This window comes from Pseudomonas sp. S3E17, from assembly GCF_024168685.1.
GTDB lineage: Bacteria > Pseudomonadota > Gammaproteobacteria > Pseudomonadales > Pseudomonadaceae > Aquipseudomonas > Aquipseudomonas marginalis.
Window position 1 is genome coordinate 5,410,503 of the sequence record NZ_JALJWE010000001.1, and the last position, 12,789, is coordinate 5,423,291.

The following is a 12,789-nucleotide window of genomic DNA, read 5'->3' on the forward strand; positions in this document are numbered from 1 at the left end:
GCCCCCTCCCACATTGGTTTTGCGCTATTTACAGGCTTTCTAGGATGTCGGCCATATCGTCCGCATGCTCTTCTTCCTGAGCCAGGATCTCTTCAAACAGACGGCGCGTGGTCGGATCCTTATCACCGATGTACTGGATGATTTCGCGGTAGCTGTCCACCGCGATCCGCTCGGCCACCAGGTCTTCGTAGACCATTTCCTTCAAGCTGTTACCGGCCACGTATTGGGCATGGGAGTTTTTCGACAGCAGGTCCGGGTTGAACTCCGGCTCGCCGCCCAGTTGCACGATGCGTTCGGCGAGTTTGTCGGCGTGCTCGGCTTCCTGGGTGGCGTGTTCGAGGAATTCCTGCGCGGCGACAGCGGCTTTAACGCCGCTGGCCATGAAGTAGTGACGCTTGTAGCGCAGCACACACACCAGTTCAGTGGCCAGGGAGCCGTTGAGCAGGCGGATGATCTCTTCGCGGTCGGCGTCATAGCCCTCGGTCACGGCACCGTTTTCGACGTTCTGGCGGGCGCGGCTGCGCAGGGTCGCAACGTCAGTCAAGTTTGCTTCACTCATCTCAATCTCCTGGGGCTAATCCGGTTTTACGCCACGCTCTGTCGGCGTGATCGCTCCCAGTTGTGAGTCACGGGCGCGGCAAAAAGTTTTATTGGATTTGCCAGGCGTGTCATCAGCGCGTCGCCGGAATTGGGCTAGCCTGCCATCATCCTCTCTTGATCAAGGACGTTCGCTTCATGTCGCAGTCGTTAGCCACGCGTTATCCCTTGGTGCTGGTGCCCGGCATGCTGGGGTTCGTGCGCCTGGGGTTCTTCCCTTACTGGTACGGCATTGTCCCGGCACTGCGGGCGGGTGGGGCGCAGGTGTTTCCCATCCAGGTGGCGCCGCTGGACTCCAGCGAGGTGCGTGGCGAGCAGTTGCTGGCGCAGATCGAGCGGATTCGCCTTGAGACCGGCGCCGACAAGGTCAACCTGATCGGCCATAGCCAGGGCGCGCTGACCGCCCGTTATGCAGCGGCCAAGCGCCCGGAGTGGGTGGCGTCGGTGACGTCGGTGGCCGGGCCCAACCACGGTTCGGAACTGGCGGACCATATCCACGCCCATTATCCGGCCGACAGCGTGAAGGGCCGGCTGATGAGCGCGCTGTTTCATCTGGTTGCAACGGTGATGAGCCTGCTGGAAACCGGCTATCGCGGCCCGCGCTTCAAGGCGGACTTGCAGGCGTCCCACCATTCCCTGACCAGCGCAGGTGTGGCGCTGTTCAACCGCAAGTATCCCCAAGGGTTGCCGCACACCTGGGGCGGGCACGGGGCGGAGGTGGACAATGGCGTGCGCTACTACTCATGGTCCGGCACCTTGCAACCGGGCAAGACCGACCGTGGGCGCAACCTGCTGGACGGGACGAATCGCAGCTGCCGATTGTTCGCCCGCAGCTTCGTGCGCGAGAAGGGCCAGTGCGACGGCATGGTCGGGCGCTGCAGCTCGCACCTGGGGCGGGTGATCGGCGATGACTACGCCCTGGACCACTTCGACATCGTCAACCAATCCATGGGCCTGGTCGGCAAGGGCGCCGAGCCGATCCGCCTGTTCGTCGAGCATGCCCAGCGCCTGAAGGCGGCCGGGGTTTAAGCCTGGCGGCGCACCGGCGTGGTCCAGCGCTCTGACAAAATCACCCCGCCCAAGGTCAGCAAGCCGCCCACCAGGTGATACAACGCCAGCTCTTCCTTCAACACCACGGCGGCAATCAATGCAGTGATCAACGGCAGCAGGTTGAAAAACAGCGTGGTGCGACTTGGGCCCAGGGTCTTCACCGAGTGCATCCACGCCAGTGGCGCCAGCATCGAAGCCAGCAAGCATGCATAGAGCACCAGCGGAATATTCGTCCAGCCCAGGCCGGCTTTTGCCGAGAACAGAAACAGCGGAAACAGCACCACCACCGCCACCAGCACCTGCAAATACAGGAGCACCAGCGGCGGCAGGCGCAGCTGCCATTTTTTCAACAGGGTGCTGTAGACCGCGTACGCCAGGGTCGCGACCAGCATCATCGCATCGCCCAGGTTCACGCCGTGCTGCAGCAACGCGCCGAGGCTGCCGGCCGACACCACCACCACCACCCCTGCGAATGACAGCACCGCACCCGTCAGTGCGCCAAAGGTCAGGCGCTGGCCCAGGCTGATGATGGCCGCCGTCAAGGCCATCAACGGCATCAACGACAGGATGATGCCCATATTGGTGGCGCTGGTCAGCGAAGCGGCGTAGTACGCCAGGCTCTGGTACACCGCCATGCCCAGCACCCCAAGGATGCCGATCTTACCCAGGTTCGGGCGGATCAGCGGCCAGTGGGCGATGACCGGCTTGAGCATGAACGGTGTAAACAGCAATGCAGCCAGTAACCAGCGGTAAAAGCCGATTTCAGCGGGGAAGATCGAACCCACGGCCAGTTTATTGACCACGGTATTGCCGGCCCAGATAAAAATGGCCAGCAGGGGATACGCGTATTGCATCGAAAGAAACCAAGTGTGTTGATAAGGCCGGATTATCCCTTGTCTGGATCGAAGCCTATACTGCGATCCAGACAAACGACCTCTGTATCCAGACAATATGGCCCGACACACCGTACGCCTCGCGGACTTTGCTCGCCTGCCAAGCCCCGTGTACTTCCGTTACTCCGACTTTGCCCCCGACACTGAGTGCACCCCGCACCAGCATGTCTGGGGCTCGCTGGACTACTCCGCCAGCGGCGTGATGCGCATGGAAGTGGCCGGCAACCGCTTTATATCGCCGCCGCAGTACGCGGTGTGGGTCCCACCCAATACCGAACACAGCTCCTACAACGCCGAGGCGATTGTCTACCGTTCGGTGGGCCTTTCGCCGCCGCTCTGCGAGCACTTGCCCAAGCAGCCTTGCACCCTGGCCATCAGCGACATCCTCAAGGCCATCCTCAGCGACTTCGCCCAGCGTGACGTCAACATCCCGCACACCGAGGCCGACATCCGCCTGGCCCAGGTGCTGGTCGATCAGCTCAGGCAGGCGCCGATCCACGAGGGTTTTTTGCCCTACGCCCGCCACCCCGGGCTGCTCGGCGTGTTGGAAGGCATGCAGGCCGACCCCGCTGACAACCGCCCCCTGGCGCACTGGGCCGAGCAGGTGCATGTGAGCGAGCGCACCCTGGCGCGGCAATTTGTGCGTGAGCTGGGCATGAGCTTCGGCGAATGGCGCCAGCGCCTGCGCTACCCCGCCGCCATCGAAGCCCTCGACAGCGGGCGCAGTGTGCAAAATGTGGCGTTTGACCTCGGCTACAGCAGCGCCTCGGCGTTTATCGCGATGTTCCAGCGCCAGGCCGGCTGCACCCCGGAGCAGTACCGGCGGACGAATATTCGCAGCCGATGAAGATGTAACAAGGTTTGGCTACACTGCTGGGTAGGCCGTGCCTCCCGGCACGGTAACAGGGAGAAAACTCCATGAAGATGCTGCGTATTCCGCTGTTGATGATGGGCCTGCTGCTGTGTTCCCAAGGCTTTGCCGCCACCGCCCAGCAAAACAAGATGACCACCTGCAATGCCGAAGCCACCACCAAGACGCTCAAGGGCGACGAGCGCAAGGCTTTCATGAAAACCTGCCTGTCGGCGCCGGCGGCCAATGATGCGAAGACGCTCACCCCGCAACAGCAGAAGATGAAGGATTGCAATGCGTCGGCGAAAACCAAGGCGTTGACCGGCGATGCGCGCAAGACGTTCATGAGCACCTGCCTGAAGAATTGATAGCCCCAGGCCCCAGAAGGCTGCGACACTCGCACACAGCCCCTCTGTAGGAGCGAGCTTGCTCGCGAAGAACGCAATTACCCCGCGTTTATTCAGAATAAACGCGTTATCGTTGGCGGCCTTCGCGAGCAAGCTCGCTCCTACACATCCTTTAACGCCGTTCGTTTTGAGGCTGTATGCCAACGTTTTCTCAGCGTCACGTGTTATTGCTGGCCAGCTACATCATCATTTTCGGCGGGTTGCTGCTGGTATTGCCGCTGAAGTTGCTGCCCAGCCTGCTGGCCGGCCTGTTGGTCTATGAACTGGTCAACATGCTCACCCCCCAACTGCAACGGCTGATCGAAGGGCGCCGCGCGCGCTGGCTGGCGGTGGCCTTGCTCGGCACCCTGATCGTCAGCGTGCTGGCCCTGATCTTCGCCGGCGCCATCAGCTTCCTGCTTCACGAAGCGGAAAACCCCGGGGCTTCCCTGGATAAATTCATGGGTGTGGTCGACCGCGCGCGCGGCCAGTTGCCGCCGTTCCTCGATGCCTACCTGCCCGCCAGCGCGGCCGAATTCCGCGTGGCCATCGGCGACTGGCTGAGCAAGCACCTGAGCGAACTGCAACTGGTCGGCAAAGACGCCGCACACATGTTCGTCACCCTGCTGATCGGCATGGTGCTCGGCGCGATCATCGCCCTGCAGCGGGTGCCCGACCTGACCAAACGCAAGCCCCTGGCCGCGGCGCTGTTCGACCGCCTGCACCTGCTGGTCCAGGCCTTTCGCAACATCGTCTTCGCACAGATCAAGATTGCCGCGCTCAACACCGCCTTCACCGCCGTGTTCCTCGCCGTGGTGCTTCCGCTGTGCGGCATCCACCTGCCGCTGACCAAGACCCTGATCGTGCTGACCTTCCTGCTCGGCCTGTTGCCGGTGATCGGCAACCTGATGTCCAACACCCTGATCACCATCGTCGCGCTGTCGCTGTCGATCTGGGTGGCGGTGGCGGCGCTGGGGTATCTGATCGTGATCCACAAGGTCGAGTACTTCCTCAACGCGCGCATTGTCGGCGGGCAGATCAGTGCCAAGTCGTGGGAGTTGCTCCTGGCGATGCTGGTGTTTGAAGCGGCGTTTGGTTTGCCGGGGGTGGTGGCGGGGCCGATTTACTATGCGTATCTGAAGAGTGAGCTGAAGCTCGGCGGGATGGTTTAAGGCGTGTGTTGCCTGGGCGGGCCCCATCGGGGGCAAGCCCCCTCCCACATTTACTGTGTCTACACCGGTCGACTTGTGAACACGGTCAGTGTGGGAGGGGGCTTGCCCCCGATGAAGTCACCACGGTATTTCAGGTGAAATTCAGCAGCCGTAGCGCTTGCTCGCCTCAATTGCCAAACCACTGCCGATACTGCCGAAGATATTCCCCTCCACATGCCGGGCATTCGGCAGCATGGCCGAGATGCTGTGGCGCAGCGCCGGGATGCCGCTGGAACCGCCGGTAAAGAACACCGTGTCCACCTGGGCCACCGCCACCGAAGCATCGGTGAGCAACTGCGTCACGCTGTTGCGCACGCGCTCCAGCAAGCCGTCGATGGCCGACTCGAACAGTGCGCGGCTCAGGTCCACGCTCAACCCTGGCTCAACCCGGTCCAGCAGCACGTGGCGGTTGTCTTCGTGGGTGAGCTGGATCTTGGTCTCTTCCACTTCCATGGCCAGCCAGTGCCCGGCGCGCTGTTCGATCAGCTTGAACAGGCGGTCGATGCCGCCGGTGTCTTCGATGTCATAGCGCATGCTGCCCAGGGCCAGCTGGGATTTCTGCGAGTACACCGAGTTGATGGTGTGCCAGGTCGCCAGGTTCATGTGGTGGCTGGTGGGCATGTAGGCGCCGCTTTTCATGCGGCTGCCGTAGCCGAACAGCGGCATGATGCCGGCCAGGGACAGTTGCTTGTCGAAGTCGGTCCCGCCGATGTGCACGCCGCCGGTGGCGAGGATGTCGTCCTGGCGGTTGTCGTTGTGGCGGCGCTCCGGGGACAGGCGGACCAGCGAGAAGTCGGACGTACCCCCGCCGATGTCGACGATCAGTACCAGTTCTTCCTTCTCGATGGTGGACTCGTAGTCGAACGCGGCGGCAATCGGTTCGTACTGGAACGAAATGTCCTTGAAACCGATCTTGCGCGCTACGTCGACCAGGGTGTTTTCGGCTTCCTGGTCGGCCATCGGGTCGTCATCGACAAAAAACACCGGGCGGCCCAGCACCACTTCTTCGAACTCGCGGCCGGCGGTGGTTTCGGCGCGGCTCTTGAGCTGGCCGATAAACAGCGCCAGCAGGTCGGTGAACGGCATCGCCGTGCCCAATACGCTGGTGTCGTGCTTGATCAACTTGGAACCCAGCAGGCTCTTGAGGGAGCGCATCAGCCGGCCTTCGTAGTTCTCCAGGTATTCGTGCAGGGCCAGGCGACCGTAGACCGGGCGGCGCTCCTCGAAGTTGAAGAACACCACCGACGGCAGGGTGATCTTGTCGTCCTCCAGCGCGATAAGCGTTTCCATGCCGGGGCGGATCCAGCCGACAGTGGAGTTAGACGTGCCGAAGTCGATACCGCAGGCACGGGCTGGGGATGGGTTTTTCATGTCTATCGGGTTCCGGTTGAAAAACGGCCGCGCAGTGTATGCCAGTCGAGGGCGGATGCGTAGGCCGACCATCCGTTAAATCGTGCTTGAAAGTTCAGCATTCGCCCCCACATTTGGTGCATACGGCAAGCGCCGATAACACTTTGACGCACCCCCAGGCCACAAGACTCAACAGGTGCAAACCAGCGCACGTTGTGCCCCGGGCTGTGCGATCTCGATTAAGGATGGTGAACCGCCGATGGATTTCAAAGACTACTACAAGATTCTGGGTGTCGAGCCGAGCGCCGATGACAAGGAAATCAAGGCTGCCTATCGCAAGCTCGCGCGCAAATATCACCCGGACGTGAGCAAGGAAAAAGACGCCGAAGCCAAGTTCAAGGACGCGTCCGAAGCCTATGAAGCGCTTAAAAGCGCCGACAAGCGCGCCGAATATGACGAGTTGCGCAAATACGGCCAGCATGGCCAGCCGTTCCAGGGCCCGCCAGGCTGGCAGAGCCGTGGAGGGTTTGGCGGTGGCCAGGGCACCGAGGATTTTTCCGACTTCTTCAGCTCGATCTTTGGCGGGCGTGGCGATGCCTTCGGTGGCGGCCAGCGCCGTCCAACCGGGCGCAAGGGCCAGGACGTGGAGATGCAGCTGTCGGTGTTCCTCGAAGAGACACTGTCCACCGAGTCCAAGCAGATCAGCTTCCAGGTGCCGCAATACGACGCCTCGGGCCGGCATGTCAGCAACACCACCAAGAGCCTGAACGTGAAGATCCCCGCCGGTGTCGCCGACGGTGAGCGTATTCGCCTCAAGGGCCAGGGCGCACCGGGTGTTGGCGGCGGGGCCAACGGTGACCTGTACCTGATCGTCAAGTTTGCGCCGCACCCCAAGTTCGAAGTGGACGGCGAAAACCTGATCATCAACCTGCCGCTGGCACCATGGGAATTGGCGCTGGGCGCGGAAGTGGCCGTGCCGACCCTGACCGGCAAGATCAACCTCAAGGTGCCGGCCGGCAGCCAGAACGGGCAGCGCATGCGCGCCAAGGGCCACGGCTTGCTGAACAAGGCCGGGCAGCGTGGCTTCCTGTACGTGCAGCTCAAGGCGGTGATGCCACCGGCAGGCACTGACGAGGTGAAGGCGTTGTGGCAGGAGCTGGCGCAGAAAGCCGCGTTTAATCCGCGCGAGCAGTTCTAAGGGGATTTGTGGTGAGGGCACAAGCTCCCTCACCACAGGTTTCAAGTCAGAACAGGAAATACCGCTGCGCCATCGGCAACACATCCGCCGGCTCACACCATAGCAGCACCCCGTCGGCCTTGACCTGATAGGTCTGTGGGTCCACCTCGATGTCCGGCAGGTAATCGTTGTGGATCAGGTCGGTTTTCTGCACATCGCGACACCCCTTCACCACCCCAATCTGCTTCTTCAAACCCAGCGCTTGCGGCAAGCCTGCGTCCAGCGCCGCCTGGCTGATAAACGTCAGGCTGGTGGCATGCAATGAGCTGCCGAAACTGGCGAACATCGGGCGATAGTGCACCGGCTGCGGAGTGGGGATCGACGCATTGGCATCGCCCATCAGGCTGGACGCAATCGCGCCGCCCTTGAGGATCAGGGTCGGCTTGATGCCGAAGAACGCCGGGCGCCACAGCACCAGGTCAGCCCACTTGCCCACTTCGATGGAACCGACGATATGGCTGATGCCATGGGTAATCGCCGGGTTGATGGTGTACTTGGCGATGTAGCGCTTGGCGCGGAAGTTGTCGTTGCCCGGGCCGTCACCGGGCAGGGCGCCGCGCTGTTTCTTCATCTTGTCGGCGGTCTGCCAGGTGCGCGTGATCACTTCACCGACGCGGCCCATGGCCTGGCTGTCGGAGCTGATCATCGAGAACGCGCCGAGGTCGTGCAGGATGTCTTCGGCGGCGATGGTCTCGCGGCGGATGCGGCTTTCGGCGAAGGCCACGTCTTCGGCAATACTCGGGTCCAGGTGATGGCAGACCATCAACATGTCCAGGTGTTCGTCGATGGTGTTGCGCGTGAACGGCCGCGTCGGGTTGGTGGAGCTGGGCAGCACGTTGGGAAAGCCGCAGGCCTTGATGATGTCCGGCGCGTGGCCGCCACCGGCACCTTCGGTGTGGTAGGTGTGGATGGTGCGGCCCTTGAGCGCGGCCAGGGTGGTTTCGACAAAGCCGGATTCGTTGAGGGTGTCACTGTGGATCGCCACCTGCACGTCGTACTGGTCGGCGACGCTCAGGCAGTTGTCGATGCTGGCGGGCGTGGTGCCCCAGTCTTCGTGCAGCTTCAAGCCGATGGCGCCGGCCTTGACCTGCTCGATCAACGGCTCGGGCAAGCTGGCGTTGCCCTTGCCGGTAAACCCGATGTTCATCGGGAACGAGTCGCTGGCCTGCAGCATGCGCGCCAGGTGCCAGGGCCCGGAGGTGCAGGTGGTGGCGTTGGTGCCGGTGGCCGGCCCGGTGCCGCCGCCGATCATGGTGGTGACACCGCTGGTCAGCGCCTCTTCGATCTGCTGCGGGCAGATGAAATGCACGTGGGAGTCGATGCCGCCGGCGGTGAGGATCATGCCTTCGCCGGCGATCACTTCGGTGCTGGCGCCGATGGCCATGGTCACGCCGGGCTGGATATCCGGGTTACCGGCCTTGCCGATCGCGTAGATGCGGCCGTTCTTCAAGCCGACGTCGGCCTTGACGATGCCCCAGTGGTCGATGATCAGCGCGTTGGTGATCAGGGTGTCGACGACTTCATGGGCGAGCAATTGGCTCTGGCCCTGGCCGTCGCGGATCACTTTGCCGCCGCCGAATTTCACTTCTTCGCCGTAGACGGTGAAGTCCTGCTCGACTTCGACGAGCAGCTCGGTGTCGGCCAGGCGGACCTTGTCACCGACGGTGGGGCCGTACATGTCGGCGTAGGCTTGGCGGCTGATTTTCATGTGTGTGCCCTGAAATATTTGTGTTGAATGTGAAATCGCTATCGGGGGCAAGCCCCCTCCCACCTTTGGAATGCGTTCCCCTGTGGGAGGGGGCTTGCCCCCGATGAGGCCCTAAAGGTCGCCCATGATCCGCCCGGCAAACCCGAACACCCGCCGACCGCCGCTCAAATCCACCAGCTCGACCTCACGGCTCTGCCCCGGCTCGAACCGCACCGCCGTGCCCGCCGGAATATTCAGGCGCATGCCGCGGCTCAATGGGCGGTCAAATGTCAGCGCGTCATTGGTCTCGAAAAAATGGTAGTGCGAACCCACCTGGATCGGCCGGTCGCCGCTGTTGGCCACGCTGAGGGTGACGGTGCGCCGGCCGACGTTGAGTTCGATCTCGCCAGGCTGGATCTGATATTCGCCAGGAATCATGCAGGTTGCCCCAGGGTCTTGAAGTAGATGGCGGTCGGGCTGTAGCGCCCGTCCGGGCTTTGGCAGTAGTCGGGCAGTTCACCGATCTTGGTGTAGCGCAGCGACTGGTAGAAGGCTTCGGCAGGCGAACCGGCTTCGGTGTCCAGGTACAGCAGGCCGCGCTTGTGCTGGCGCGCGGCGAGTTCCAGGGCGTTCATCAATTGCTGGCCAAGGCCATGGCGCCGAGCCTCGCTGTGCACCAGCAGCTTTTGCACTTCGGCGCGGTTCAGGCCGTTGGCTTTCTGGCACAGCGCCAACTGCACGCTGGCGATCACCTGCTCATCGCGCACCACCACCCACAGCAACAGGCTGGCGTCTTCTATGCTTGCCTGTACGCCGTCCAGATAGGCACGGGCCTGGGCCTCATCGAAGTCGGCCATGAAACCCACCGACGCACCGTGCTTGACCGCATCCAGCAACAGCTCGATCAGGCCCCGACGGTAGTGGGCAAAACTTTCAGCATTGACTCGACGCAGTTGCGCGGCGTTCATCGAACTCACTCCTTGGGCGGTTGCGCGCCCGGATTCAATGTCAGTTGCATAAAGGTCAGGTCCAGCCAGCGGCCGAACTTGATGCCCACCTGAGGCATTTGCCCGGTGGTGACGAAACCCAGGCGCTCGTGCAGGCGGATCGAGGCCAGGTTGCCGCTTTCGATGGCCGCCACCATCACGTGTTTGCCACAGGTTCCGGCGCGTTCGATCAGGGCCTGCATCAGCCGTGGGCCGAGGCCCTTGCCGCGCTGGTCGTTGCGTACATACACCGAGTGTTCGACGCTGTAGCGAAAGCCTTCGAACGGGCGCCAATCGCCGAATGAGGCGTAGCCGGTGACTTCATCGTTCTCCACTGCGACCAGGATCGGATAGCCCTGGGCCTGGCGTGCACTGAACCAGGCCTGGCGGTTGCCGAGGTCCACCGGTTGTTCGTTCCAGATTGCCGTGGTGTTGAGTACCGCGTCGTTGTAGATGTCGCGGATCGCCGGCAGGTCTTGCTCGGTTGCATCACGAATCATGGCCAGCCCTCACGCAATCGGCTGGTGGACGGTCACCAGCTTGGTGCCGTCGGGGAAGGTGGCTTCCACCTGGATATCCGGGATCATTTCCGGGATGCCTTCCATTACCTGTTCACGGCTGAGCAGGGTGGTGCCGTAGTGCATCAGGTCGGCCACGGTGCGGCCATCGCGGGCGCCTTCCATCAAGGCGGCGGAGATATAGGCGATGGTTTCCGGGTAGTTGAGCTTCACACCGCGCGCCAGGCGCCGTTCGGCGACTAAGCCGGCGGTGAAGATCAGCAGTTTGTCTTTTTCCCGTGGGGTCAGGTCCATGGTTCAAGGTCCTTCAAAGAATGCATTCTTAAATACAACAGAGATCAAGTGTGGGAGGGGGCTTGCCCCCGATGGGGGGTGTCAGGCAATACATCTTTCACTGACCCACCGCCATCGGGAGCAAGCCCCCTCCCACATTTTGATCTTCATGTGCTCCATATTCGTGGTGAGACTGCTTCCCGTCCTAGCACCGCCGGGCGTAACAGTTTCCATAAATCAATTAACCACCCCCGCGCCAGCAGCGCTTCACTGGCCAGGCAGCGGGCGACCAGCAAGCCGGGCAGTTGGGTCAGGTCGCCGCGCACGGCGTGGGGCAGGGCGCGGCAGTGTTCGAGTAATTCGGGCTCGATATCGCCGGTCACCAGCAGGGTGGCGAACACCGGTTGGCCGTCCAGGCCGATGGGCGAGTCGAGCAGGCCATCGGCGCCCACAATGCGCTGGCGCTCGTGCCAGAGCAACTGGCCGTCGCGGCGGATATCCAGGTGCGATTGAAAGTGGCCCAGGTCGAAGCGCTCGCCACTGGCCGGACGCCCCAGGGCGATCACGTCCCAGTAGAACAGCCGGGCATCGCCGTGCAGGTCGATGCGGGTGTTGAGTTCGGCCTGGGCGGCGCTGAACACAATGGTTTCCTGGGGCAGCCATTCCAGGGTCGCGCCGGCTTCCACGGTGAGATCAAGTTGCTGATACGCCGGGCCGCTGGCGCGATACCACTTCGCCGCGCCGGGGCTGGTCAATTGCGCCCAGGCACCCTCGGCCACATGGGCGCGGATATCCAGGCGGTCGCCGCCGGCAATCCCGCCGGGCGGGTGCACGATGATGTGCTGGCACACCTCGGGGCCTTCGGCGTACAGGTGCTTTTGCACCCGCAGCGGGCCAAGGTGACGGCGCATCACCGGGCGCGTGGTGTCGCCGAAACGCGCGTAGCCGAGGTCCAGCTCGGCGTGCCAGCTGGGGGTGAACAGGGCAGGGGAAACGGGCAGGTTCATGGTTTCTTGTGCTTATCGTCAGGACGCTACAGGTTAGATGGTAACCAAACCGCGCACACCCTCACTCTCCATATTTTCACCACGGCCCTGCTGCACGATTTCACCGCGCGACATCACCAGGTACTGGTCGGCCAGTTCGGCGGCAAAGTCGTAGAACTGCTCCACCAGCAGGATCGCCATATCGCCGCGCGCCGCGAGCTTCTTGATCACGGCGCCGATCTCCTTGATCACCGAGGGCTGGATGCCTTCGGTGGGCTCATCGAGGATCAACAGGCGCGGGCGGCTGGCCAGGGCGCGGCCGATGGCCAACTGTTGCTGCTGGCCGCCGGACAAATCGCCGCCGCGTCGGTGCTTCATTTGCAGCAAAACCGGGAACAGTTCATAGATAAACGCTGGCACTTCCTTGGCTTCGGCGCCGGGAAAACGCGACAGCCCCATCAACAGGTTTTCTTCCACCGTCAGCCGCCCGAAAATCTCCCGGCCCTGGGGCACGTAGGCGATGCCGGCGTGCACGCGCTGGTGCGGCTTGAAGCCGGTGATGGCCTTGCCCTCCCAGTTCACCACGCCTTCCTTGGCCGGCAGCAACCCCATCAGGCATTTGAGCAGGGTGGTCTTGCCCACGCCGTTACGGCCGAGCAGGCAGGTGACTTCGCCGATCTTCACGTCAAAGGACAGCCCGCGCAGGATGTGGCTACCGCCGTAGTACTGGTGCAGCTTGTCGACTTGCAGCATGTTCAGTTCTCC

15 protein-coding genes are annotated in these 12,789 nt (G+C 62.7%); 5 read left to right on the forward strand and 10 right to left on the reverse strand.

The window, feature by feature from the left end; genetic code table 11:
- Positions 1 to 28: 28 nt before the first annotated feature.
- Positions 29 to 559 carry a bacterioferritin gene (locus J3D60_RS24370; protein ID WP_065940900.1) on the reverse strand — a complete coding sequence of 177 codons (531 nt, stop codon included), beginning with the start codon at positions 557 to 559 and terminating at the stop codon, positions 29 to 31.
- A gap of 176 nt (positions 560 to 735) precedes the next feature.
- Between J3D60_RS24370 and J3D60_RS24375 the strand changes: the two genes are divergently transcribed.
- Entirely contained in the window at positions 736 to 1,626 is an 891-nt protein-coding gene (locus tag J3D60_RS24375; RefSeq protein ID WP_027607716.1) for a triacylglycerol lipase, read from the forward strand.
- Here the strand turns inward: J3D60_RS24375 and J3D60_RS24380 are convergent.
- Positions 1,623 to 2,501, reverse strand: coding sequence for a DMT family transporter (locus J3D60_RS24380; RefSeq protein ID WP_065940902.1), 879 nt, complete (start codon positions 2,499 to 2,501; stop codon positions 1,623 to 1,625). The genes J3D60_RS24375 and J3D60_RS24380 overlap by 4 nt on opposite strands.
- Positions 2,502 to 2,598: 97 nt before the next feature.
- Between J3D60_RS24380 and J3D60_RS24385 the strand changes: the two genes are divergently transcribed.
- From J3D60_RS24385 to J3D60_RS24395, 3 genes are all read left to right on the forward strand, one after another.
- Positions 2,599 to 3,387: a helix-turn-helix transcriptional regulator gene (locus J3D60_RS24385; protein ID WP_253493082.1), complete on the forward strand. Its 789-nt coding sequence runs from the start codon at positions 2,599 to 2,601 to the stop codon at positions 3,385 to 3,387.
- Between the two features lie 71 nt (positions 3,388 to 3,458).
- A complete protein-coding gene (locus J3D60_RS24390; RefSeq protein WP_027607719.1) occupies positions 3,459 to 3,758 on the forward strand; it encodes a PsiF family protein in 300 nt (99 codons plus the stop codon).
- Positions 3,759 to 3,934: 176 nt separating this feature from the next.
- A complete protein-coding gene (locus tag J3D60_RS24395) occupies positions 3,935 to 4,948 on the forward strand; it encodes an AI-2E family transporter (protein WP_027607720.1) in 1,014 nt (337 codons plus the stop codon).
- A gap of 141 nt (positions 4,949 to 5,089) precedes the next feature.
- Here J3D60_RS24395 and J3D60_RS24400 read toward each other — a convergent pair whose 3' ends face one another.
- Entirely contained in the window at positions 5,090 to 6,358 is a 1,269-nt protein-coding gene (locus J3D60_RS24400; protein WP_253493083.1) for an Hsp70 family protein, read from the reverse strand.
- Positions 6,359 to 6,596: 238 nt separating this feature from the next.
- Here J3D60_RS24400 and J3D60_RS24405 point away from each other — a divergent pair, with 238 nt between their 5' ends.
- Positions 6,597 to 7,535, forward strand: a complete 939-nt coding sequence (locus J3D60_RS24405) for a DnaJ C-terminal domain-containing protein (RefSeq protein WP_253493084.1) — start codon at positions 6,597 to 6,599, stop codon at positions 7,533 to 7,535.
- A 46-nt stretch (positions 7,536 to 7,581) separates the two neighbouring features.
- Here the strand turns inward: J3D60_RS24405 and ureC are convergent, their stop codons facing one another.
- The 7 genes from ureC to urtE all read right to left on the reverse strand — a co-directional run bounded on the left by ureC (position 7,582) and on the right by urtE (position 12,777).
- Positions 7,582 to 9,282, reverse strand: coding sequence for an urease subunit alpha (gene ureC / locus J3D60_RS24410; RefSeq protein ID WP_253493086.1), 1,701 nt, complete (start codon positions 9,280 to 9,282; stop codon positions 7,582 to 7,584).
- A gap of 111 nt (positions 9,283 to 9,393) precedes the next feature.
- A complete protein-coding gene (locus J3D60_RS24415) occupies positions 9,394 to 9,699 on the reverse strand; it encodes an urease subunit beta (protein ID WP_027607724.1) in 306 nt (101 codons plus the stop codon).
- On the reverse strand, positions 9,696 to 10,229 hold the full coding sequence (locus tag J3D60_RS24420) for a GNAT family N-acetyltransferase (RefSeq protein ID WP_253493090.1): 534 nt from the start codon (positions 10,227 to 10,229) through the stop codon (positions 9,696 to 9,698). The genes J3D60_RS24415 and J3D60_RS24420 overlap by 4 nt, the downstream gene beginning before the upstream one ends.
- 5 nt (positions 10,230 to 10,234) lie before the next feature.
- The gene (locus J3D60_RS24425) at positions 10,235 to 10,747 is read right to left on the reverse strand and encodes a GNAT family N-acetyltransferase (RefSeq protein ID WP_253493093.1); all 513 of its coding nucleotides are present in this window, start codon (positions 10,745 to 10,747) and stop codon (positions 10,235 to 10,237) included.
- 9 nt (positions 10,748 to 10,756) lie between these two features.
- Positions 10,757 to 11,059, reverse strand: coding sequence for an urease subunit gamma (ureA, locus tag J3D60_RS24430; RefSeq protein ID WP_003171437.1), 303 nt, complete (start codon positions 11,057 to 11,059; stop codon positions 10,757 to 10,759).
- 146 nt (positions 11,060 to 11,205) lie between these two features.
- A complete protein-coding gene (locus tag J3D60_RS24435) occupies positions 11,206 to 12,045 on the reverse strand; it encodes an urease accessory protein UreD (protein WP_253493097.1) in 840 nt (279 codons plus the stop codon).
- A gap of 33 nt (positions 12,046 to 12,078) precedes the next feature.
- Positions 12,079 to 12,777, reverse strand: coding sequence for an urea ABC transporter ATP-binding subunit UrtE (gene urtE, locus J3D60_RS24440; RefSeq protein WP_065940908.1), 699 nt, complete (start codon positions 12,775 to 12,777; stop codon positions 12,079 to 12,081).
- Positions 12,778 to 12,789: the final 12 nt, after the last annotated feature.

Bases quoted from the DNA above. Each gene is read 5' to 3' on its own strand.
- J3D60_RS24370 (WP_065940900.1), bottom strand. From the start codon at position 559: ATGAGTGAAGCAAACTTGACTGACGTTGCGACCCTGCGCAGCCGCGCC.
- J3D60_RS24375 (WP_027607716.1), top strand. From the start codon at position 736: ATGTCGCAGTCGTTAGCCACGCGTTATCCCTTGGTGCTGGTGCCCGGC.
- J3D60_RS24380 (WP_065940902.1), bottom strand. From the start codon at position 2,501: ATGCAATACGCGTATCCCCTGCTGGCCATTTTTATCTGGGCCGGCAAT.
- J3D60_RS24385 (WP_253493082.1), top strand. From the start codon at position 2,599: ATGGCCCGACACACCGTACGCCTCGCGGACTTTGCTCGCCTGCCAAGC.
- J3D60_RS24390 (WP_027607719.1), top strand. From the start codon at position 3,459: ATGAAGATGCTGCGTATTCCGCTGTTGATGATGGGCCTGCTGCTGTGT.
- J3D60_RS24395 (WP_027607720.1), top strand. From the start codon at position 3,935: ATGCCAACGTTTTCTCAGCGTCACGTGTTATTGCTGGCCAGCTACATC.
- J3D60_RS24400 (WP_253493083.1), bottom strand. From the start codon at position 6,358: ATGAAAAACCCATCCCCAGCCCGTGCCTGCGGTATCGACTTCGGCACG.
- J3D60_RS24405 (WP_253493084.1), top strand. From the start codon at position 6,597: ATGGATTTCAAAGACTACTACAAGATTCTGGGTGTCGAGCCGAGCGCC.
- ureC (WP_253493086.1), bottom strand. From the start codon at position 9,282: ATGAAAATCAGCCGCCAAGCCTACGCCGACATGTACGGCCCCACCGTC.
- J3D60_RS24415 (WP_027607724.1), bottom strand. From the start codon at position 9,699: ATGATTCCTGGCGAATATCAGATCCAGCCTGGCGAGATCGAACTCAAC.
- J3D60_RS24420 (WP_253493090.1), bottom strand. From the start codon at position 10,229: ATGAACGCCGCGCAACTGCGTCGAGTCAATGCTGAAAGTTTTGCCCAC.
- J3D60_RS24425 (WP_253493093.1), bottom strand. From the start codon at position 10,747: ATGATTCGTGATGCAACCGAGCAAGACCTGCCGGCGATCCGCGACATC.
- ureA (WP_003171437.1), bottom strand. From the start codon at position 11,059: ATGGACCTGACCCCACGGGAAAAAGACAAACTGCTGATCTTCACCGCC.
- J3D60_RS24435 (WP_253493097.1), bottom strand. From the start codon at position 12,045: ATGAACCTGCCCGTTTCCCCTGCCCTGTTCACCCCCAGCTGGCACGCC.
- urtE (WP_065940908.1), bottom strand. From the start codon at position 12,777: ATGCTGCAAGTCGACAAGCTGCACCAGTACTACGGCGGTAGCCACATC.